Origin of the sequence: Phascolarctobacterium faecium DSM 14760 (assembly GCF_003269275.1) — a bacterium.
Taxonomy (GTDB): Bacteria; Bacillota; Negativicutes; order Acidaminococcales; family Acidaminococcaceae; genus Phascolarctobacterium; species Phascolarctobacterium faecium.
In genome coordinates this window covers 1-24235 of record NZ_QLTS01000001.1, presented here as the reverse complement: position 1 = coordinate 24235, position 24235 = coordinate 1, and the positions used below count along the sequence as shown (strand labels likewise).

Below are 24235 nucleotides of genomic sequence, written 5' to 3'. Positions count from 1 at the left end.
TTAAGTTCGCTTAAACATCTTGTATAACTCGGCAGAATTTATTTCAACCATACACGGTCTGCCGTGAGGACAAGTAAAAGGATGCTCTGTATTGCAAAGATCAATAATCAGTTGTCGCATTTGGCGCATATTCAGCACCTCACCGGCTTTAATTGCTGCTTTGCAAGCAGTCATATGTAAAATATTCTGACGCAAATCACTTGGATTAATCGTTCTTAATTCACTCAGCATTTGAGTAATTTCACGCACAAAGTCCTCGGCATCATCAGCCTTAATATCTGAAGGCAAGCTTGAAACGCGCAGCATAGATTCGCCTGCAGCCTCAATATCGACACCCAAGCGCAGAAATTCTTCCCGATGTTCCTCTATCAAATTTACATCCTGGGCAGTAACATCGATATATAAAGGAATCAACATCTGCTGGGCCGGAATATCATTATGGGACGCAACAAGCTTATCGTATAAAATGCGCTCATGCGCGGCATGCTGGTCAACCAAAAACAAAGAATCATCAGATTGGGCAACAATAAAAGTTCTGTCAATCTGTCCCAATGGCCAAATCGTATCAACACCACTATCGGTATCAGTGAAGTCGATAATATTAGAAGCAATGTTATCCTGCTTGTCAAAAACATCACGAGTTTCACTGATCGTATAAACAGGCTCCGTTTTTGGAGGCCTGTATGTGTATTCAGGTTCTTTCCAAACGCTTTGCTGTTGTGACTTGTAAGCCGAGTAAACCTCAGCCTTTGCTGTACTGATATTTGTCTCAGTTGTTTTTAAGGCCGGCAACTCTGTCTCAGGCACTTTAGTTTCAGCGACTGGTGTTTCAACAACTATCGATGGTTCTGTTGCTGCCACAACTGCTTCAGCAGACTTGAATACCTGCAGTTCAGAATCATCCAATAATGTCAGGTCCTGAGGTTTAGCGCTCATAGGTCTTGTCAATGCATCAGTCAAAGCTTTATACATCGCTTTATAAACAGTACTGTCATCGCTGAACTTAATTTCACTCTTCTGAGGATGTACGTTAACATCAATACTTTCAGTATCGACGGTAATATTCAAAACAGCAAAAGGGAAACCGCTTTTCGGGATCTGAGACTGATAGGCATGATCAATCGCCTTGGCGATCATTCTGTTAGTAATGATACGTCCGTTTACCAGCAACGTCTGCCATTGACGCGTGCCTTTTAGTAAAGTAGGTTTACCAATAAAACCTCTTACCTTAACTTCGCTGTCAGCAAAATCAACGGTCAAAAGCTCCTCACTAACATTTTTACCATATAGTGCCTTAACAGTATCAACTAAATCTCCGTTACCCGGCGTACTCAAAACCTCTTTATCATTGCTGACAAGCTTAAACCGCACATCAGGGCGTGATAAAGCCAATTTTGTGATCAATTCACTGATATAACGGCTTTCAGTCTGTACAGTACGTAAAAATTTACGCCTGGCCGGAACATTAAAAAATAAATTCTCAACAATGATCGTCGTACCCGTGTGCCCACCAGTAGCAATACATTCTGCCTGATCGCCGCCTTCAATTTTTATTGAAGTAGCAAACTCCTCGGTAACAGGACGTGTCAGCAGCTGGAAGTTACTAACAGAAGCAATACTCGGCAACGCTTCACCGCGAAATCCTAAAGTGTTCAAATGCAGCAGGTCTTCAGCAACTCTGATTTTGCTTGTAGCGTGCCTTAAAACTGCTAATTTTGCATTTTCTTCCGACATACCGCTGCCATTATCGACAACACGAATATATTCTGTACCACCGCCAAAAATAGTGACCTCGATATTATCTGCACCTGCATCCAAAGAGTTTTCTACAAGCTCCTTTACTACAGAAGCAGGTTTTTCAACAACTTCACCGGCAGCGATCTGATTCGCTGTATTTTGATCTAATAATTGCACTTTTTGTTCGTTCATAATCCACCGCCTTCCCTTTTTGCTTCATCCTGCAATTTATACAAAGCATTCAAGGCTTCGATTGGCGTCATCGCCATAACATCCATTTTTAAAATCTGCTGCTGCAGACTGCTGGCAAACAATGATCCCATAGGTGCTGTTTCTTTTTCTGCCCTGGGTGTTATCTGAACGCTGCAGGCAGTTTCACAATTATCATATTCTTCCAGAATATCCTGGGCCCTGTCAATGACCTTTTTAGGCAGTCCTGCCAGCCTTGCCACATGTACGCCATAACTGCGGTCAGTACCGCCAGGCACGATTCTGCGCAAAAAGACAATATCATTACCACGTTCTTTAACTGCCACAGAATAGTTTTTTACTCCGTTCATCACGTCTTCCAACGCGATCAACTGATGATAATGTGTAGCAAATAATGTTTTTGCTTTTATTTTCTCATGAATAAACTCCATGACAGCACGTGCAATACTCATACCGTCAAAAGTACTTGTACCACGTCCAACCTCATCCAAAATAATCAAACTGTCTTTAGTTGCGTATCTGAGAATCTGTGCAACTTCATTCATTTCTACCATGAATGTACTTTGACCAGTCGCCAAATCGTCACTGGCACCTACACGGGTAAAAATCTTATCTACCGGGCAAATAGTTGCCTGACGTGCGGGAATAAAGCTGCCCATCTGTGTCATCAAGACCAGCAGAGCAACTTGGCGCATATAGGTCGATTTACCTGCCATATTCGGTCCTGTAATAATAATCATACGTTCATCATTATTATTGAGGGTTGTATTATTAGGAACGAAAATCTCACGTTCCAATAAACGCTCTACAACAGGATGACGACCGTCATAAATCTTTATTTCACTGCGATTATTCAATTCCGGACACACATAGTTGTATTTAAATGCTACTTCCGCCAACGATACTAAAACATCAATATTGGCCAAAGCACGAGCAGTTTCCTGCATTTGAATAATCTGAGACCTTATTTTTTCGCGCAGCTGTGTAAAAATATAATATTCAAGCTGTTCGATTTTTTCTTTAGCGCTTAAAATTTTATTCTCAAAATCTTTTAATTCCGGGACAATATACCGTTCAGCATTTACAAGTGTTTGCTTACGTACAAAATAATCCGGTACATTTGCACTTTGACCTTTAGATACCTCGATATAATAACCAAAAACTTTATTATAACCAACCTTTAAGGTTTTGATACCAGTTTCTTCTTTAATCTTAAGTTCAAAATTCTGCATCCATGTTTTGTTATCACTGGCAATTGAATGCAGTTCATCTAACTCTAAATCAAAGCCGCTACGGATCATGCCCCCTTCACGTACAGAAAAGGGCGGCTCATCAACAATTGCTGCCAGCAAAGTAGTAAACAGCTCCTGATGCAAATGTACATCTTCGCATAACTGCTGTAAAAGTTTACTGTTACAATATCTTAGTAAGCTTTTTATTTCTGGAAGCACCGCCAGCGAAGAACGCAATGAAACCAGATCACGTGCATTAGCACTGCCAACTTCGATACGTGAAACTATTCGTTCCAAATCAAAAATTGCTTTTAATTTATCCTGCAGATTACCGCGCATCTGTACATTTGTCAGCAATTCTCCTACCGCATCCTGCCTTGACCTTATCTGTGATAAATCAAGCAAAGGACATTCTATCCAATTCCGGAGTTTACGGGCACCCATGGAAGTAGCGGTAAAATCAAGCACATCTAATAATGTACCTCGTTTAGAACCATCACGCATATTCTTTATAAGTTCTAAATTTCTAACAGCTGTTGCATCCAAATTCATAAACTGCTCTTTAGCTATGCGCGATAAGCTGTTAATATGCGACAAATCAGCTTTAACGGTTACATGCAGATAACGCAGTAAATGTTCTACTGTATCATGTACTAAAGTATCGGCAACATCATCACTGCCAAAATGCTGCGCAAAATACTGCGGTGCACCTTCTTCTTCCTGATATACAGAAACAGCACACTCTGGAACTTTACTTTTGATCCAAGCTGCTAAATTTTCCCAGTTTACAATACCGCTATACGCAACTAACTCTGCCGGTTGAATGCGAAACAATTGTTCCTGTATCGCCATTAAACGCTCTTCACCAGCAGCACTGAACCATTGGCATTCGCCGGTAGAAATATCGGCAGCAGCAAGACATAATTCACTGCCATCCTCCTGCAGGAAGACTAAATATCTGTTGTGCTTATCATCTAAAAGCTGTTCACTCAAAACAGTGCCCGGTGTAATGATCTTAACAACCTTGCGTTCAACTATCCCTTTAGCCGCTTTAGGGTCTTCCACCTGCTCACAAATTGCGATGCGGTAACCTTTTTTGATCAGTTTTGCAATATAATTATCGACAGAATGATAAGGCACACCACACATCGGTATCTTTTCTTCCATACCGCCGGCACGCCCAGTCAAAGTAATATTTAATTCTCTGGAGGCAGTCAGCGCATCCTCAAAAAACATTTCATAAAAATCGCCTAAACGGAAAAACAGCAATTCATCATCATGCTGACGCTTTACTTCAAGGTACTGCTGCACCATCGGCGTATAAGCAGTTGTCATTCTACCGCCTTCCCTTTCACAAGCCAGGTCTGCGCAGTTTCAATTTGCACCTGCACTTTATCCCCCAGCTCAAAATCACGACCTTCGACTGGCCATAAAACCAGCTTATTTGTACGCGTTCTTCCGCTCCATACTTTATTATTATTATTACTTGGGCCTTCAGCTAAAACTTCCAGTGTTTTGCCAACCATGGCTTCATTACGCTGCAAGCTTGAAATATTCTGGGCTTCCATCAATAAATTCAGCCTAGCTTTTTTTATCTCTAACGGAACCTGTTCTTCCATCGCCGCAGCCGGTGTTCCAGAACGCTTGGAATAAATAAAGGTGAACGCAGCATCAAAACCAACTTCTTTTACTAAATTCAACGTATCACTAAAATCAGCTTCTGTTTCACCCGGAAAACCGACAATGATATCCGTTGTAATAGCAGCTTCAGGCACATAACGTCTGATCATGGCTACAAGCTCTAAATATTTTTCTCGTGTATAACCGCGGTTCATTGCTTTCAAAATTTTATTGCTGCCAGATTGAAACGGGATATGAAAGTTTTCGCAAATATGCTCACATTCGGCAACTGCTTTGATAACATCTTCGTGCATATCACGCGGATGACTCGTCATATAGCGAATCCGTTCCACTCCAGGGATTTCATTTACACGGCGCAGTAATTTAGCAAACTGGTCTTTCACACCAAAATCTTTCCCATAAGAATTTACATTTTGCCCTAACAACGTAAATTCTTTATACCCCTTAGCAACAGCCTGCCTAACCTCGTCTACAATATTTTCTATACTGCGGCTGCGTTCACGCCCACGTACATAAGGAACAATGCAATACGTACAAAAATTATTGCAGCCATACATAATAGGAATCCAGGCTGAAAAACCGCTTTGACGAATACGCTCACCCTCAAATTCGCTTTCTTTTACTTCTAAACTATTATAAACACGCTCACCCTTTTCAGACAAATACTCAGCAAGTATTTCTTTAAATCCGTTGACATGAGCCGTGCCGATCAACAAATCGATTTGCGGATGTTTTTTTATAAGCTTCTCACCATCTTTTTGTGCCATACACCCAGCAACACAAACTATCTGCCCTGGATGATTAGCTTTGACCCCTTTCAATTCACCAATTTTCCCTAAAATACGCTTTTCCGCACTCTCACGCACACAACAGGTATTTACTACCACAACATCTGCATCATGAAAATCCTCAGCAGCTTTATAACCAAGCTCCTGCAGCTGCCCAGCATAATGCTCAGCGTCACTTTCGTTCATCTGGCAGCCATAATTTAAAATTGCATAAGTTTTTGCAGTCACTGAATACACCTCATATTAAAATTGAAACTGCATATGGGCAGCCTCTCAAAATTATCTATATTATATTATTATACCTTTTTCGGTTAGCAGTGGCAAATTTTAACAATTAAAATTTTAACCAAAAAAGCAGAGCATATGCTCTGCTTTACAACATTCTACTTCTATACCAGGCCACAGTTTCATCCAACGCTTCTTTAAAAGCATATTGCGGAGTCCAGTCCAATTCATTTTTTATTTTTTCACAATCCATAGGATATCTTAAATCATGCCCTGCTCTATCTTCTGTAAATTCAATTGCATTTTCATCTTTGGCTAAAATTTTCAGTACTAATTTTATAAAGGTCAGATTAGACATCTCAGTACCGGCCGCAACATTATAAATATGACCTGCTTTTCCATGTCTGATGATTTTATCAACAGCAACACAATGATCCAGCACATATAACCAGTCACGTTTATTTAGTCCCGAACCATAAACAGGTACCTTTTGACCATGCTCTGCTAAAGATATGATTTTAGGCAAAAGTTTTTCGGTGTGTTGCCACTTGCCGTAATTATTACTACTGCGACTAACAGTAACATTTAAATTATACGTTCTGGCATATGCCAAGCATAACAAATCTGCTGATGCCTTTGAGGCTGCATAAGGACTGGAAGGCTGTAATGGAGACTCTTCTGTAAACCCACGCCAGTCATAATCAAGCGGTTTATCCCCATATACTTCATCTGTCGATATCTGATGGAATCTTTCTACTGCAAATTTAACACAGGCATCTAACAACACACCTGTACCTTCGACATTAGTTTTAGTAAAAATAGACGGAGACTTGATAGAGGTATCGACATGGCTCTCTGCCGCAAAATTTATCACTGCGTCGAACTTATACTGCGCAAAACAACTTTCAACAAATTGCTCATCACAAATATCGCCCTGGATGAAAGTGAAATTATTTAATTTAACGACATCTGCCAGCGCCGCCATATTAGCAGCATAGGTCAGCTTGTCCAAACATACAATTTCATCACTCGGATACTGCTGTAAATGCCAATTTATATAATTGCTGCCAATAAAACCGGCACCGCCGGTAATCAATAAACGCATAAGTACCTCTTTATTTTTTATATTTACTACCGCTCTATTATATAACAAAACACCGTATTATAAAAACCTATAAATTTATTTACTAAAATAGTCATCATATATAAAAAACATAAACTACTTTAAAAAACTATTTAGTTAAATGTATTTGTTTCGCATTTAAGAGATCATCTACATTATCTACTTCTGTCCAATGATAATCACAAACATCAAAATATTTTAGTTTAAAATTATGCATAAAAATCATCTGTACCAATGCATTTTCATACCATTGGTCATAATAACCTTTATTTACCATACTATTTACCTCATCTAATAATAATTTACTAGAACAACTATCTAATTTAGTTATTCCGGCATATTCAGCATAATATTCCTTTAAATCTTTACTCATTACTGTAACAGCATCATCATGTATCTGAACATTATAATCACCATCCGTTTTAATAGAACTGTCAACTAAAACAAATGCACCTTCAAATTTTCTAATAATAATTTCTTCACAAAGTCTCTTATCAAAAACAATATCCGCATTTAAAATCGTTACATCACCAGTTAAATACTGACGAGCAAACCATAACGAAGCAATACTGTTAGTTACTTTATAAAATGGATTATATATATACTTTACATTTTTTAAATGTTTAGTTTTCTCTCTTATTTTTTCTTCAAAAAAACCTGTTACAATAATGATCCTACCATTACAATCATTATTATTAATCATCGACACAGTTCTTTCTAATATTGTCATTATATCATCTAATTTATACAAACATTTAGGGCTTTCATTTGTTAATGGATGTAATCTTGTACCTACACCAGCTGCTAAAATTATATAGTTCATTCCATACTCCTTTCACCAAGCAATTAATCCAAATCTATAAAATTTATTTATTAATGGAAATTCTATTTTTATGCCAATATTGTCTAAACTTTTTATAACATTAACTCCTGTAGCTTCCAATGGTATTCTAGCCATTCCTGGGTTATTACATTTATCTTTTGCACAACCATTTTTACAAAGTTTACATGATCCCCCAATAAATGATATAGCCAAACTATCGTTATGTTCATATAAATATTTTTCTAATTTCAGTAACATTCTATGAACATCATTTGTTGATTGATTACGAATTAAATCAAATTCCTCTTTTTTAAAAACTCTCTCATATTTTAAGATTGCAATATTTTGGTATTCTTCTATAATCGCTTTGTAATCAAATTCTGGAATTCTCGGTGGACAGGTCCACTTAGTATTATATTTAGTACAATAAAAACAATTTAGCCTAACCCTTTTTTCAAAGATAAAACTTTCAGATCTTATTGACTCTAATGTAAGATATGGATTAACTTGTATTACTTTTTTCAATTCTTCTAATGCAGTCTTACTCATAACAATAACCTCCGTCAATTTCCAGTAAACTGCCATTAATATATGCATTCTGAGAAATATCCCAACACAATTGAGCGATCTCTTCAGGTAAAGCAAATCGCTTTAATGCAATTTTATTTTCGATACGAATTCGTTGTTCTAATGGTTTACTTTTTTGCCAAGGTGTATCAACAAATCCTGGAGCTATAGTATTTACAGTAATTTTGTATGGCGCTAAATGCTTAACCAACTGCCTACTAAGCATATGCACTCCTGCTTTTGATACAGCATACGGAATACTTATTGCATGAGGATAAATACCCATAACCGCACCTATAAAAAGAATACTACCACCCTTGATAATGCAATCAACTAAACTCTGTACTATAAAAAATGGCATCGTTAAATTCACATTAATTACATAATTCCACTCATCTATTGTCATATCACTAAAACTATTTCTATTAGTTGCCCCTGCATTTAATATCAAATAATCTATTTTTCGATACTTACACCTGATAATGTTACACATAATTTTTACTTCTTCTATTTTTGAAAGATCAGCTTTTATAATTTCATATTTATCTTTGTAGTTCACATCCAATTCTCGTTGAAAAAGTTCTGCTGTTTCGTCATCACTAGAATAAGTAATTATTGCATAACAGCCTTGATGTAGATATTTTAGAACTATTGCCTTACCAATTCCTTTAGTTCCACCAGTCACTAACACTATATTCATCATTCACCATACTTCCCAAGTAAATATATACTCAAACTCGCTCTGAATTTTTATTTACATTCAACGCCAAAATGCCACAAATCCATGTTTAGGTTTTTGCTCTTCTTCAGTTGGTAAAATCATATATTTACCATACCACAAATTCAATAATTTTTTATAACCAGATGGAACGCTTACATTTAGGCATTCAAATATTTTCAACATCCTCTTCTCAAAATAAACTCTATTTAATGCAAATTTTCCTAACGGCCAATCTGCTAAAATTATCCCTAAATATTTTGAACTACAATTTTTTGAAGAGTAATATTGTGCTGAATGTATTATCATATTTTTAAAATATTTAAACCCCATAATTTTTGCAACTATAATGAGTGGTAAAAATATCAATTTTAGGCAAAACTTTATAATCGAAGAACTCCTCAATTTGGCTCTTGATAAAATTAATCCTTTTTTGTGAACCCAAATCCATCCAAACCATAATTTTCTTATCATGATATTCTCAGGAAATACATCTAATGGATGGATATCAATAAAAACACCTATTTCAAAATCAATTTCTGTAATTACGGTCCTATTATCATACACTCTAACTATTAAGCTTGAACTATGAGTATTATGCAAAGGATTATCAATTTTTATAAAATCATTAAGACCATTCTTTTCTGTCAACTCTATAAATCTTTGGTAATCATACCGAGGCATACATACATCAATGTCGTCATCCCAGGGAATGATTCCATTATGTCTTATTGTTCCCAACAAAGTACCATACACTACAAAATATTTGAGATCATTATCATCACAAAATTTGATAAATTCGTTTAGTACATTTACTTCTACCATTTGTAATTCTTGTAATGTAATTCTTGAATTCATGCTTTTTCCTCACTCATTAATAAATCACACCATTTATCTAACCAATTCGAATCTGTTCTTATGTACCCTTCACAAAATTCCTTTTTTATTTGTTGCGTAAAAGGATCATCCCACCATTTCTCCAAATCATCATAGACTAAATTTAAATGCTTCGCTGCGTCCTCAGGTGAATAAAATAAAATCTTAGCACATTCCAATTTATCTAATATTTCATAATTTGCTTTATAAAGTGTTTTTTCAATTATTTTTTTATCTAAAAAAATAATTGTTGGGATATTATTAATCAGTGCCTCAGCAATGCAAGTAGATATGTTATCACAAATAAAAATTTTTGTATCTATAAGGTCATGCACAAAACTATGAATATTGGCATTAGAAAATTTGACCCAAGGACATTTTACTCTTATTTTTTCCGAATATTGCCAATTTTTTTCTGCAGTATTTCTTAAACGTACAACTACATTATCACGTTTTTTTTGATCAATACTATTTAAAAATATTATATTATTGTATATATAATCAATAAATTTACTATATTGTATCGAAACTTTACAACGATTATAATCTGTCAGTCCATATAGAATATTCGAGCCTTTTCCTTTAATATTTTTATTTTTTTCTAAATCCCAAGCGCAAAATTTTTTTATTTTTGTATTATCGTTTTCGTACAAGTTACCCCAAGTATAGAATATATCAGATAGTATATATTCCGTCCTTCCAATATCTTGCTCAAATTCATAATTAAGCCCATGTTGTGCCCCTATAATTTTGATACCTTTTTCTCTCCAATATGCTGTATACATATTAAAATCATCACTTGTAAAAAAAGGAGATACTCCAAAAATTTGTCGTGGTCTATCCTTTATAAAACTAGAGACAAAATCAACCATATTATTATATCCTTCTAAATAGGATTTAGGTAAAGCATAAGGAATTAGTTCAGTTAAAATACTACAAAATCTGTCATCTTTATCAGTATTTTCTTTCAGATACATTATTAGTTTATTTCTATCTTTTGCAGAATATTTAGATATTAATTTATTATTTTTATCCATATAAGAAATTATTTTAAATTTAGATTTAAACAACAATTTCAATAAGTTTAGTCTTCTATGAAAAGAGTCCGGAAATGGAAGCCGCAAAATAATTCTATCATCACACCCGAGTAACTTCTCACTATTTTTCAAAATTATTAATGATAAATTACGTCCTACATATTCAAGTATCTTCTCAGGATGCTTTAATAAGCTTTTTATTTTACCTACATAAGACCTTTGATTGCATTGTACAAACGAATAAGAAAGTTCTTTCTTTACAAATGAAATATTTTGAAAATATTTCATTTGTAAAGAATATGTTATTTTATTAAAATTTTTATCACTACATAATTTATCAAACGAATCATTTATATTTTCTGCAGTTAAATATTCATTATCTTCATAATAATCACTAATGTATTGTTCATCATCAAGCACTATATTAATTCCTTTATATATGTATAACTCTCTTGAAATGAACTCATATAGCCACGGTGTTAATATAGTTTCCCAATATATTTTTTTATGTTTTTCATTATGTTTGTTATTAAGCCATTTACTCAACAACTCCAAAAACAGTTTATAATAGTAACCTATTTCACCATTATCTATATTTATTTTTTTTAATTCTTGCAGACTTTTATCTTTCAACATTTCTTCTATATCTTTATTACAAGAAAGAATTGATTCAATATTAAGGAAGATATGATTATTAATTTGTTTCTCAGTCGTATCAAAAATTAATTTTTTCACCACACACCTCCTAAAATATTTGGATTCTATTATTTAAATCCAGACTTAATTGCAACAATGACGTTTTGATTTGAATAATATGTACCATTAATAAACTTTAAAAGTGTTTTATTTATGGAACAACAAAAATTATTTTAAAATCATTCTTACATTCATTGATTTGACACTCTATCAAACTCTTGTAATGCAAGTTTCTCCTTACCGCCATTTGATTTTACCCAAAAATATCAAATTCATAAACATTCTTAAAGAAATTATCTGAAATATCTAACAATAATGGTAACAATGTAGCACCTTCACTACTTCCTGTTTCTCACAACGTCCCTCATCTCTACATTTATGCTAATAAAACCACCTATTTTTTACAAACTCAGTTTTACATTGTATGTTAAGTTGATGTTCTTTAATATATGATCCTGCCTGAAAAACATATGCTATCATTATGTCTTCTAAATTGAGTTTGCATTTTAACTATCAAATTCTTTTAAACAAACAATAATATTTATATTTTTATCATATATTTTTAGTTTATTTAATAATGCTAATTTCTCCATATAAACAACTCTTTTTGCTTATCTAAATCATATCCCATGTTAGCGCCGTCCCTCGTTTTACATTTTCTTTCACTTTTTTGCCCAGCAAAATATCATAATACTTTGGAGCTAAACCCAATCCTGGCCTTATACTGCGCATATTGCGTTCGCTAATAACATCCCCGGCCTGCATGTCTTCTACAATATATAGACTTCTTCTGAACTGGAGTGATTTCTGCTCCTGTTCATTAATACCATATTTAATACTTCCAAGTGCTGCATGAGCAGCTTTAGCTTCCATAACCAACTGTTTCATTTCTTGTGGTTCCAACGAAAAAGCTGCGTCTACACCACCATCAGCTCGTGAAATTGTAAAATGTTTTTCGATTACAGTCGCTCCTAATGCAATACTTGCAATGGCTGCGCCAATTCCTAACGTATGATCAGACACGCCAACTTTGCAATCAAACAATTCACGCATATGTGGTATAGTAAGCAAATTGCTTCCCTCTGGGGTAGCTGGATAGCTACTTGTACATTTTAATAATGTTAGATCCATGCAGCCGTTTTCTCTTGCAGTACTTACTAATTCACCCAATTCTGCCAAACTGGCCATACCGGTTGAGGCTATAATCGGTTTGCCTGTTTGTGCAACCTTTTTTATCAAAGGCAAATCCACATTTTCAAAAGACGCAATTTTGTAGAAAGGAACATCCAGTTCTTCCAAAAAATCAACCGATGAGAAATCAAAAGGCGTACTAAAGCCGATAATTCCTTTTTCTTTACATCTTTGAAATATCGCTTGATGCCATTCCCAAGGAGTATATGCTTTTTGATAAAGCGAATATAACGATTCACCCTTCCACAAACTTCTCTTATCTTCTATAAAAAACTCACCGTCATTTTTGTCAATAGTCATGGTATCTGCTGTATAGGTTTGGATTTTTAAAGCATCCACACCAGCCTCAGCTGCCAAATCAACTATTTCTAAAGCTCGATTTAATGACTGATTATGGTTGCCAGACATTTCTGCAATAATAAAAGGCTGCCTCATGTTAAACTGGTTCATTTCTTTAAATATCCTCTCTTTAAAACAAATCTTCATTTGATTATTTACCATACATTCTAAAGAATTTTAATATATGTTTTAAAAATATCTCTATTTGTATTTTGAAGAATATAACCAAGTCTCTCAAAAGCTACCTGCGAAGAAATATTATTTTCTTTTACTAAAGCTTTTAACATATACTTGTTTTTAAACCGCTCATATAGCTCGGTTTCTGCTAAATGTAAAATTTGCTTTCCATAACCCAAACCTCTATATTTTTCTGCAATACTATAATTGATAATTGCAGTATTATCCAACTCTAAATCTATTCGTATTTGACCAACTTCCTGTTCTTTACATATCAGAATAAAAAATAGTACCGAAGACTTTACTAAAGTAGTATTAAACCATTTCACATGCTCGTTCCACTCAACAGGGTCCATACAAAAAGAATTTTTACGAACAAGTTCATTATTCCGCCAATCAAATAACAGCTTCATATCCGTTTCTTTAACTCTCCGTAAATATATCTTTTCTTCCATAGCAAGCTCCTTCGATCAAACAATTTTGTGCAAGCCTTAATAGTTCTCCACCTTCCAGCTTATAAATCTCTTTACTTAAAAGAGTAGTTGTAACCTTACTCTTATCACCCAAAAATACAAGAATCCCTTTACTGGCACAATTGACAGTTAATTCTACCTGGTTTTCAGCAATCGCTATAACCAATGCCGGCAAACCTAAAAAACAACGTTCCCAAGTCACTGTACCACCTGCTCCAATTGCCAAGTCAGCTTGATTCATAAATTCTGCTATATTATCTATTTGGCAAAAATAATACATATTATTTTTTTTGCAAAAATTTTCTATAGCTTCTTTGTTCGGATTACTTTGTCCTACAATGACATTGACCCTAATATCCTGACGTTGAAGTAAAACTATAGCTTCCAGTGCCTTTATCGTTTCATTACTCAGATCGCTGCCGCCAAAAAAAACTAAAATATTCTTTATTTTTCCATCGCGAAGGCGCATTTTTTCTCTTGCTTTATAAAACTCTTCACGTAAAATAGCATACCGCGCCCCTAAAAGCAGCTTGCAATTTTGCGGTACCAGACCTTCATATCGCTTATCTTTATTAAGATATTCATTTTGATCTAATAAAATATCACAATCATGCTTCCTGTTTGCTAAATCATCAATAACCATGATTTTTTTTACGTGAAGGCGCAATATACTTTCCCATTTTATATCTATTGCATAGCTGTCGATAACCAATACATCCGGTGTTCCTATGGCTTTCATACTTGCAATAGTTTCTGCTGCATCCTGCTCCTGTGTAACTGTAAGCCATTTTGCATAACCAGATAATGCTGAAGACGATCCAGCTTGCGGCAATTCCAAAACAGAAATTTTTTTTTGCTTCACCAAATCTATTAAATTGCCACTTAAAGCACGCATAACAAAATATACATCGGCGTCATTCTCTTTTTTCAATCGTTCAGCCATGGTAAGACAACGCATTAAATGCCCGCTGCCAATCTGCAGCGATGAATCTACGCGAAAAACAACTTTCATATATATGTTACCTCTGTTGCGCCAATTGGTATTTTATTTCTGCAATTTGCCAATCTTCTATATTGTCGATATCCTGAACTTCTAGATCAGATAAGATATAGGGTTTTATTGATAATTCAGTCGTTTGTTTTTGCTTGTAAAATACTTCAGCATCAAAGAAATAGAATTGTCCGGCATCATGATAAAACGGCTCAAGATCCTGTGACCGTTTACGTTGATTTTCAGGCCATTTATACCGTAAGGCTCCAGCAGAATCAATGATAAATCCCCTTTGAGGTGGAAAAGAAAACTGCACTACGGGGATAACCTGATCTGTCTTACAATCCTTCAGCATATCATAAGCCTCTCTAAGCTTTTTAGCAGATACAAATGGTGCTGTCGGATAAATACAGCAAACGTAATCAAATCTTCTTTTCAGTTTTGTTTTATATGTTGCTATCACTTCATCTAATACATCTCTGGTAGTCGAAAAATCATCAGAGGTTTCATTGCTACGCAGAAACGGAACTTTAGCTCCATACTGGATAGCAATATCAGCAATCTCAGGATCATCTGTCGATACCATAACTTCAGTAAATATTTTGCTTGCGAATGCCGCCTCAATAGAATAAGCAATTATCGGCTTACCGCAAAACTCTTTGATATTCTTTTTTGGAATACGCTTGCTGCCGCCTCGTGCAGTTATAATAGCTATTGCTGACATTGACAAACCTCTTTTTTTATAACAAATCTTTCCTACGCCATTTGCCATTGGCATCTTTTACTAAAATATCCTTATTGGCAAATTTATCAACAGTTTCATCAAATTCTTGCACAGTTATACCAATCGTTCTACAAAAATCTTTTTTCGCAAGCGGATCGCAAATATAATCAGAATCTTTTATTAATTGCAGTGCCTGTTCTTTTGTCAATTTCCCTTCTCGTACAAATCTACATGCCATGTCTGATACGCGCTGGAATCCAAATTTAATAAATTTGGTCCAATGCTGTATCATATAACCTTTGCTATCTATTTGCGTAAAATCATCAATGCTGCCCTGTCTTTGCCAATCATCAAAATCAGATAACTGCTTGAACCCCATTTTTTCTGCCTGTTCAAGTGAATCAATATTTGAATATGGCCAAATGGATCCCATAAATATTACTTTTGTTTTCTCATTACTTGCAGGATGAAAAATCTCACACTCCTCACTTTCACCATACTCAAAAGCAGGATTTTCTCCCATAAATACCAGTGGTATATTAAATGCTGCAGCAATTTCTAAAGGCTTTGAATATAACTGTGATTCTATCCATTTCAACGGATGTAATTCCTCAAAAAAGCTCTTTTTCGTTTCTTCAACAAAGGTTTGAGGCGCACACCTAAAGTTTATTAAGTCTAGATTATATTTTTTAGCCAGATTATCCAAATTATGTAACCCTGCCAATGACGGTGTAAATTCATCGCAAACATGTACCAACAATGCTTTTTTTACACCATGACACTCAAACAATCTTTTTACAATGGCACATGAATCTTTCCCGCCAGATACACCAACTACACAATCCCACTCTACATTTCTATTTCTAGTTTTTTCTATATATGCTGTTAACCACTTTTGCCTCTCTTTCCAATCAATACTATTTTTCCTGTCTTTATTTAAACAAGATAAACATATACCATTTTCAGATTTCATATTAGGCCTGGTATCAAGAATAAAACCACACGCTTTACAAACCTTTATCTCCATGATAATTACCTCCATAATAATTAAACTATTCGCCTAACACCTCAACTAAACTTTTTACGATGTGATCCTGCTGCTCATCAGTCAATGCATAATATAACGGCAATGTAAATGCTTCTTCATAATATTTTTCACTGTTGGGAAAGTCCCCACCTTTAAAGCCCAAATTTTCATAATACGGCTGCGTATGCACAGGAATATAATGTAAATTTAAACATATCCCCTTCTCTTTCATCTCGGCAAAAATTTGGTTCTTAGTTTTACTTATTTTAGAAAAATCCACCCGGACAACGTATAAATGCCAGGAAGATTTAGTATCTTCATTTTGATCTGGCAACTGAATACCATTGATGTTTTTTAATAATTCATTATATCGTTTGACTAAATAACGTCTTTTACTGACAAATTCATCAACTTTCTGCATCTGGCTATATCCCAAGGCAGCCTGCATATCAGTCATACGATAGTTAAATCCTAAATCTATCTGTTGATAATACCAGGGACCGTCAGCAATCCCAGTCATAAGTTTTGGATCGCGTGTTATGCCATGACTGCGATACAATACTAACTTTTCATACAAATCTTTATCATTAGTCAAAACCATGCCGCCTTCACCAGTAGTTACTATTTTTACCGGATGGAAGCTGAATACTGTCATGTCGGAATACTTGCAGCAGCCAACCTTAGTTTCTTTATAATCAGCTCCTATGGCATGTGAAGCATCTTCAATTACTTTAAACCCATATTTCTGTGACAATTTATAGATTTTGTCCATCTCACACGATTGACCAGCCAAATGTACCGGCACTACTACTCTCGGCTTTATCTCTGCCGCTTGTAGTTTTTTCTCCAGCTCGGCAATACTCATGTTATATGTAGATGGATCTATATCTACAAAATCTACATCAGCACCACAATATCTTCCACAATTAGCAGATGCAGTAAAAGTTATTGGGGATGTCCAAAGGATATCATCTTTGCCCAACCCAGCTGAAAGACAGGAAATATGTAAAGCAGCCGTAGCGCTGGTAACCGCTACAGCATATTTAGCACCACAATACTCCGCTACACATTTTTCAAATTTTTCAATAGCAGGTCCCTGTGTCAAAAAATCAGACTTTAAAACCTCCACTACTGCATCTATATCATTTTCGTCAATGCTCTGCTTTCCATAAAAAATCACTATTTATTCATCTCCTTCAACTCTTCGACGGTTAAGAAATGAGGATTATTACCAGAGCTGTAGTCAAACCCATCAGCTACATAATAGCCTGTTTCACCTAAAGCATTTGTTGTATAATCAACAGCCGTAGTAAAGGTAATACTTGGTTTGATAACAAAATGGTCATCAAATTCAATAGTATCGTAGTACAAATCAGAGGGACACATGACCTCATGCAATTTTTCACCAGGACGAATACCAATAACTTTGATTGGCAAATTCGGAGCAATCGATTTAGCCAAATCAACTACACGCATAGAAGGGATTTTAGGTACAAAAATTTCTCCGCCCTGCATCCGTTCAAAATTCTTGAGCACAAATTCTATCCCATCCTCCAATTTCAACCAGTATCTGGTCATACGCTCATCTGTTATTGGCAGAAATTCTGCACCTTCTTCAACAAGCTTTTTGAAAAAAGGTACTACAGAACCACGAGAACCTACAACATTGCCATATCTTACAACAGCAAATCTTGTTTCTCTGTCACCAACTAAATTGTTAGCAGCTACAAAAAGTTTATCCGAAGCCAGTTTAGTCGCTCCATATAAATTAATTGGATTCGCAGCCTTGTCTGTTGAAAGCGCGATCACTCTTTTTACATTACAATAAATCGCTGCATTAATAACATTTTGTGCGCCATGCACATTCGTTTTAATACACTCCATTGGATTATATTCTGCTGCCGGAACCTGTTTAAGAGCAGCTGCATGAACTACATAATCGATCCCATTCATAGCCTGCTTTAATCTATATTCATCACGAACATCACCAATAAAGTAGCGCATACAGGGTGAATTGAATACTTGCTGCATTTCAAATTGTTTAAGCTCATCTCGAGAATAAACAATTATCTTTTTAGGCTGATATTTTTCTAAAAGAATCTTTATAAACTTCTTACCAAAAGAACCCGTCCCACCAGTAATTAAAATTGATTTGTCATTGAACATTGATTTCATCCCTTATCTTAATTTATTATTTCTGCTTTACCATTTTCAAATTTAACCTTAAAATCACACTGTTCCAATGTCGTTAATCTGTGGGCAACAGCTATAATTGTTATTTGCCCTTTAAGTTTTAAAATGGTATCAGTAATACTTTTTTCTGTTTCGTTATCTAAGGCTGATGTTGCTTCATCAAGCACAAGGACTTGTGGCTGATAATACAACGCCCTTGCAATGCCAATCCGCTGCCGCTGTCCGCCGCTAAGCTTCACACCTCGTTCGCCTACGGTTGTATCAATACCTGCTGGCAGTTCCTGTACAAAATCATAAAGTTCTGCCATATGCAGTACTTTATTGATCAAAGCATCATCTATTTCTTTTTCATCTATCCCCAAGGCAATATTTTCTCGGATGGTACCGTCTATTAAATAAATGTTTTGGGGAACATATGCTAAATTGGCCTGCCATGTGCGTATATCGTCATAAATATTCTTCCCGTCCACACTGATTCTTCCACTGCTTGGTGGTAATAGACCCAACAAAATATCAACAAAGGTCGTTTTGCCAGCTCCGGAAGGTCCAACTATACCAACAAACTTTCCTTTTGGGATACTAAAACTTATATTCCTTAAAACCTGCTTTTCTATTTCTGGATAAGTAAAACCGAGTTCTTCTACAGAAATCACATTTTCAAACTTCATTTTTTGCTTATTATTCTGTAAAACAATCTTTGTATTGTGTTCGATTTTACTTTTTATAATCAGCAAATCATCATATAATTCGTTGAATAACGGCATTTGAAATCTGATGTTATTAGATAAATTCACTATCCTGTTAGCACTAGGCATTAACCTGAAGGCCGCTAATGCCAACACACCCAATAAGGGAACTATTTCTGCCGGCTGGCTACCTAATAACAGCTTTGTTATTATCAAGAGCAGCAAACCGCAGACAATAATTGTCTCAATAAGCATCCTGGGCAACTGATTCATAAACAGAAACTTACCATTGGCTTTACCATATTCAAAATATGCTTTTTGAAAAACGTCCAGAAAAAATTCTTCTTTACACGATACTTTTGTTTCCTTAATGGCACCTAAGCTTTGATTTATACATTTTATATATAAAGCAGAATATTCATTTTGAATTCTGCCCTGTTCAGTAATTTTTTTACGAAATCCTTTAATAATAAAATATAAAAGACTTCCGATAAAGCCAGCTACTATAATTGCAGTAAAAGCGTCTATCACAACCAACAGTAACCATATAGTTACAGCTGTTATTACTTCAGTCAATAACGTAAAAGTTGACACCATTATATTGGAAAAAACAACAACACCGCCAGCATTAACGTTTCTTAATAACGTAGCTGTGTTATGATTAAGATGATAAAGATATGGCTTATGCAAATATTCTGCTAACAATCCTTCTGAATAATAAATTTGGTTTTGAATAGCAAAGTCAATCTGCATTTTATTTTGCCATACTAAATAAATATTTTTTATAACATATAGTATTAAAAGCAAAAATGTAGCTGCCATAATAAATTCTATATGTGTTGTTATACCAAAAATTTCCGCATATTGAGCGACATTTGGATATACTGTTAAAAAATCTTGATTTCCCATAATGGAGATCAATGGTAAAATTGCTCCTATACCTATTGCCTCTAAAATAGCACCTATAATCATTGCCAATACTATAAATACGCATTTTCTTAGTTGTGACGGTGTAAATATTGTAAAAATCTTAAATAAAGATTTCATTAAGTTTTTCTCCCCATTAAGCTACGCTAAAAGCATTCTTTAGAATATAGTCGCAACATGGTATCATATATTCTTAAATTTACCGAAAGTAACAAGGCTGCCAGTTTTTTCTTAATATTTATATCCTCATCCAACAAAAACAAATATAAATATTTACGCAAATTTTTCTGTTCTTTCTGCTTAATTTCATAATCATCACATATTTTCCTTAGAAATGTAAGATAAGAAAGAGCTCTATATGCCCTTCCAATTTTTACTGCTGTAAGCAAATCAGGGTATGCCTCTAAAATCATTTGTTCTCTTTTAGCAATTGTTATATTATTTTCTGAAATTATTTCAACATTTACATTATGCGTAATACTATTAGAGTTTTGTCGATAAAAGTATAAGTTATTGTCGATAAAGACCATCCTATTAATTTTTAGAAACACACTCGTTAAAATTTCATAATCTTCTAACATTACCTTTTGAGATGAGAATCTTAATCCATTATACAAACTCTTTTTTATCACCTTATTCCATAAAAAACTTGGCATTTTTACTTCTTTGGCGAGATGCTTTAATATATCTTTAGATGTTAATATATCCATTTTTTTAAATAACTCTATTGTTTTTAGTTTACTGGAAGGACTTCCAAAGCAAGTATAATTAAAACTATATGCATCATCACCACTGCATGAAATTTTTTCCCAAAGAGTGTATAGTAAATCCATATCTACAAAATCATCAGAATCCACCCATACAATATATTCACCGTTTGACATTTCCAGCAATTTATTACGTGTATCAGAAATTCCTTTGTTACTTTGAGATATAACAGTAAATCTTGCATCATTTTCGATAATGTCATTTATTAAATCCAGACTATTATCCGTAGAACCATCGTTAACAATGATGCATTCAAAATTTTTATAGCTTTGATTTTTTATCGATTTAATACATTGCTCTATATAAAGAGCAGAATTATAAACAGGAATCAAAATACTAAACAACATATCTCTTCACCGACCAAACACCCATCTCTTAAAATACAGTATCTTTTTCACATGAGCTACACCTATTAAATTTATTAATATTTTCCTTATCATTATTTTTCTACTCTCACATTTGTTAAGCCACGATCCATTAAAATGATGTATCGTATAAGTGTTTTCTGTCTTGCTCACTTTCCCTGAAAAAAAATCTTTCGCACAAAAATACTCAAATGGGAAGATAGCATAATTTTCTCCAAATATTTGAAATGTATTATTTAGTTCAACATTATATTTGTCCTTTATCATCTTGGTAATTGTTATGACATTAGTAGTAGTATCATAACTGCCATCTGCGTCCTTAAAGTGTTTTTCATTATAGTAGGATAATAAATATCCCAATAATTCATTATCCCGACAGGAAGCCATGATTCCTGTCGGGATCTGACTCTCCGACTCAAATCCCGACCAAAAAGCATAACCTGCTAAGTGATCTAATGGTTTGCATACTTCAACGTCAGTATCCATATAAATACCACCATAGTCATATAAAATCTTTAATCTAGCATAATCACTGACAAAAGCCCACTTTCTGGCTTCGTATGCTTCACTGCAATATTTATTCTGATTGACATCAAAATTATTTTCATTCCACTCTTTTATTTCATAATCGGGACAATATTTCTTCCAAGTTTCAATATATTTTTTTACTACATCAGGTAATGGACTACCGCCAAACCAGCAATAATGGATCTTTTTAGGTATCATTGTTTTTCTCCAGATTCAGCTTTTTCAAATTTTTTTCGTTAACTTATTATCAAAAATACCGCTCAATATGTTTTTTAATGCACCAAAAATACTAATATCTTTTTTATATTGATTATGCTTAGAAATTGCATAATACAATCCATATGTACAGCTTAACCCAAAACCCAATATATATCTGGTTGACATACCTTGTTTATAAAAGAAATCCGCATCAAATCCAGTAAACCATGTTGATTCATTTTCTGTCATTACTGCAATCTTTTCGGGCACATGGTATATTTTTAAACCTTTATCATAACAATCCAGTAAAAATTTATTTTCTTCTCCGGCTCCATTTCCTGTACCTGCGCCAAGTTTTACATCGAATATAAGTTTATTATCAATTATTGATGCCCTTTTAAAGGTTATTTGACAAGAACATACCCTCAACATTTCCAACCTTTTTGGTAGATAAATTTTAGGCTTTAATTTTGTAGGTTTATTATGTAAATCAAAAATAATAATATCTGCATCTGGTAAATCCTCATATGCTTTTAATATCTTCTGTTCACAATCATCATCAAATTTTTCATCATTATCTGCGATTAAACATATGTCCGCACAAGAATTATGAATTGCCATATTTCTGCTTTTAGACAATCCTCGCTCTGTACTATTTATCCATTTTACATATTTATTATTGTTGATATTGATTTGATTCATAGAATTTTCACTGCATTGATTTATGATTACTGTATTCGTTTTAATATTCGATCCTGAAATTATTGAATAATCTTCCTCGTTCATACAGCTTAATAAAATTTCTACTGAACGCATGACTTTCTTTAACTCCATTTCTTAAGTCCACTTTTAATGTAAAAAAACATGTAATAAATAGATTGTACAATAGATAATCTTTGCGATGTTCTATAGACATTCCATGTCCAATACGCACTTTTAAACTTATTGCTACTTACCGATTTTTTACCAACTCTGTAATATGCCAAACATTCACTTATACCATAACCGACAATGCCATATTTTTTTAAAACATTTAACCAACAAATAAAATCTTCATGTTTATCATTAGGCATATAAATTTCTTCAACTATATTTCTATCTATACAGGTGCTTAAGCAGCTTCCAGTACTATTTCCTTGTAATAATTTTTCATAATTCACTTGTATAGGTACGTTGATAATCTTTCCCAACGAATTATCTGAAACTATAAATATTCTATATGAATGATATGTAAAACTATAACCATTCTTTTTCATAAAATTTATTTGTTTTTCTAATTTTTCCGGTAACCACATATCATCACTATCTAAAAAAGCTAAATACCTACCTACTGCATTTTTTATTGCTGTATTCCTGGCATTTGCAACACCTTTATTTTTAATTAAAGAACAAAGTCTAATACGCTGATCCTGTTCTTGATACTTTTTTATGATCTGTTCTGTCTTATCGGTTGAACAATCATTAACAATAATCAGTTCCCAATTTGTGTATGTCTGCTTTAATACGCTTTCGATAGCTTCTGCAATATATTTTTCTGCATTATAGGCAGGCATTATTATGGAAACTAAACCATCAATCATTTTCCCTGTACTCCTTCGGTACTGCTTTTTGTCAGCAAAACTTTGAATGTCTGCAGCATGATCATCAGGTCTGTTTTGACGCTGACATCCTGTATATACAGCAGGTCGTAGATCAGCTTGTCATAGGCACTGGTATTATATTTGCCTGCTATCTGTGCCAGGCCCGTGATGCCTGGTTTTACGTTGTGGCGATAGTCATATTCAGGTTTTTGGGCAATAAACTGCTTAACGAAGAATGGTCGTTCCGGCCTGGGGCCGACGATGCTCATTTCGCCTTTCAGCACATTGAACAGCTGCGGCAGCTCATCAAGTCTGGTAGCCCTCATAAATCTGCCGAATTTTGTGATCCTTGGGTCCCCTTCCGCAGCCAGTACCGGCCCGCATTTGGCTTCCGC

General features: G+C 34.5%; 22 protein-coding genes. All 22 read right to left on the bottom strand.

Going from position 1 to position 24235, the window contains the following annotated elements:
* Positions 1-1929: a DNA mismatch repair endonuclease MutL gene (gene mutL, locus C8D73_RS00110; RefSeq protein WP_113076934.1), complete on the bottom strand. Its 1929-nt coding sequence runs from the start codon at positions 1927-1929 to the stop codon at positions 1-3.
* On the bottom strand, positions 1926-4514 hold the full coding sequence (gene mutS, locus C8D73_RS00105) for a DNA mismatch repair protein MutS (RefSeq protein WP_113076933.1): 2589 nt from the start codon (positions 4512-4514) through the stop codon (positions 1926-1928). The genes mutL and mutS overlap by 4 nt, the downstream gene beginning before the upstream one ends.
* Positions 4511-5836 (bottom strand): tRNA (N6-isopentenyl adenosine(37)-C2)-methylthiotransferase MiaB, encoded by a 1326-nt coding sequence (gene miaB, locus C8D73_RS00100; protein WP_113076932.1) that lies wholly within the window; start codon positions 5834-5836, stop codon positions 4511-4513. The genes mutS and miaB overlap by 4 nt, the downstream gene beginning before the upstream one ends.
* A gap of 145 nt (positions 5837-5981) precedes the next feature.
* A complete protein-coding gene (rfbB, locus tag C8D73_RS00095) occupies positions 5982-6938 on the bottom strand; it encodes a dTDP-glucose 4,6-dehydratase (RefSeq protein WP_113076931.1) in 957 nt (318 codons plus the stop codon).
* 127 nt (positions 6939-7065) lie between these two features.
* Positions 7066-7779, bottom strand: a complete 714-nt coding sequence (locus C8D73_RS00090; RefSeq protein WP_113076930.1) for a phosphocholine cytidylyltransferase family protein — start codon at positions 7777-7779, stop codon at positions 7066-7068.
* 12 nt (positions 7780-7791) lie between these two features.
* Positions 7792-8328, bottom strand: coding sequence for a DUF2284 domain-containing protein (locus C8D73_RS00085; RefSeq protein WP_170123137.1), 537 nt, complete (start codon positions 8326-8328; stop codon positions 7792-7794).
* Positions 8321-9049 carry an SDR family NAD(P)-dependent oxidoreductase gene (locus C8D73_RS00080; RefSeq protein WP_113076928.1) on the bottom strand — a complete coding sequence of 243 codons (729 nt, stop codon included), beginning with the start codon at positions 9047-9049 and terminating at the stop codon, positions 8321-8323. Before C8D73_RS00080 ends, C8D73_RS00085 begins: the two co-directional genes overlap by 8 nt.
* Positions 9050-9106: 57 nt before the next feature.
* Complete coding sequence (locus tag C8D73_RS00075) at positions 9107-9922, bottom strand: LicD family protein (protein WP_113076927.1); 816 nt, start codon at positions 9920-9922, stop codon at positions 9107-9109.
* Positions 9919-11712: an LIC12162 family transferase gene (locus C8D73_RS00070; protein WP_113076926.1), complete on the bottom strand. Its 1794-nt coding sequence runs from the start codon at positions 11710-11712 to the stop codon at positions 9919-9921. Before C8D73_RS00070 ends, C8D73_RS00075 begins: the two co-directional genes overlap by 4 nt.
* 576 nt (positions 11713-12288) lie before the next feature.
* Complete coding sequence (pseI, locus tag C8D73_RS00065; protein WP_113076925.1) at positions 12289-13314, bottom strand: pseudaminic acid synthase; 1026 nt, start codon at positions 13312-13314, stop codon at positions 12289-12291.
* Between the two features lie 56 nt (positions 13315-13370).
* Positions 13371-13835, bottom strand: a complete 465-nt coding sequence (locus tag C8D73_RS00060) for a GNAT family N-acetyltransferase (protein WP_113076924.1) — start codon at positions 13833-13835, stop codon at positions 13371-13373.
* Positions 13804-14865 (bottom strand): UDP-2,4-diacetamido-2,4,6-trideoxy-beta-L-altropyranose hydrolase, encoded by a 1062-nt coding sequence (gene pseG, locus C8D73_RS00055; RefSeq protein WP_113076923.1) that lies wholly within the window; start codon positions 14863-14865, stop codon positions 13804-13806. The genes C8D73_RS00060 and pseG overlap by 32 nt, the downstream gene beginning before the upstream one ends.
* A gap of 7 nt (positions 14866-14872) precedes the next feature.
* Positions 14873-15568: a pseudaminic acid cytidylyltransferase gene (gene pseF / locus C8D73_RS00050; RefSeq protein WP_113076922.1), complete on the bottom strand. Its 696-nt coding sequence runs from the start codon at positions 15566-15568 to the stop codon at positions 14873-14875.
* A 16-nt stretch (positions 15569-15584) separates the two neighbouring features.
* Positions 15585-16595, bottom strand: a complete 1011-nt coding sequence (locus C8D73_RS00045; RefSeq protein ID WP_211305751.1) for an adenine nucleotide alpha hydrolase family protein — start codon at positions 16593-16595, stop codon at positions 15585-15587.
* Between the two features lie 25 nt (positions 16596-16620).
* Positions 16621-17775, bottom strand: a complete 1155-nt coding sequence (gene pseC / locus C8D73_RS00040) for a UDP-4-amino-4,6-dideoxy-N-acetyl-beta-L-altrosamine transaminase (RefSeq protein WP_113076921.1) — start codon at positions 17773-17775, stop codon at positions 16621-16623.
* Positions 17775-18761, bottom strand: coding sequence for a UDP-N-acetylglucosamine 4,6-dehydratase (inverting) (pseB, locus tag C8D73_RS00035; protein WP_113076920.1), 987 nt, complete (start codon positions 18759-18761; stop codon positions 17775-17777). The genes pseC and pseB overlap by 1 nt, the downstream gene beginning before the upstream one ends.
* Before the next feature lie 17 nt (positions 18762-18778).
* Positions 18779-20521, bottom strand: a complete 1743-nt coding sequence (locus C8D73_RS00030; RefSeq protein ID WP_113076919.1) for an ABC transporter ATP-binding protein — start codon at positions 20519-20521, stop codon at positions 18779-18781.
* A gap of 26 nt (positions 20522-20547) precedes the next feature.
* Positions 20548-21516 carry a glycosyltransferase family 2 protein gene (locus tag C8D73_RS00025; RefSeq protein ID WP_113076918.1) on the bottom strand — a complete coding sequence of 323 codons (969 nt, stop codon included), beginning with the start codon at positions 21514-21516 and terminating at the stop codon, positions 20548-20550.
* A gap of 6 nt (positions 21517-21522) precedes the next feature.
* Positions 21523-22260, bottom strand: a complete 738-nt coding sequence (locus C8D73_RS00020; RefSeq protein WP_113076917.1) for a glycosyltransferase family 32 protein — start codon at positions 22258-22260, stop codon at positions 21523-21525.
* A 24-nt stretch (positions 22261-22284) separates the two neighbouring features.
* Positions 22285-23094, bottom strand: a complete 810-nt coding sequence (locus C8D73_RS00015; protein ID WP_113076916.1) for a glycosyltransferase family 2 protein — start codon at positions 23092-23094, stop codon at positions 22285-22287.
* Positions 23085-23840 (bottom strand): glycosyltransferase family 2 protein, encoded by a 756-nt coding sequence (locus tag C8D73_RS00010; protein WP_211305750.1) that lies wholly within the window; start codon positions 23838-23840, stop codon positions 23085-23087. Before C8D73_RS00010 ends, C8D73_RS00015 begins: the two co-directional genes overlap by 10 nt.
* Positions 23837-24235, bottom strand: a 399-nt coding sequence (locus C8D73_RS00005; protein WP_146739211.1) for a sugar transferase, incomplete at its 5' end; no start/stop codon positions are given. The genes C8D73_RS00010 and C8D73_RS00005, both read right to left, overlap by 4 nt.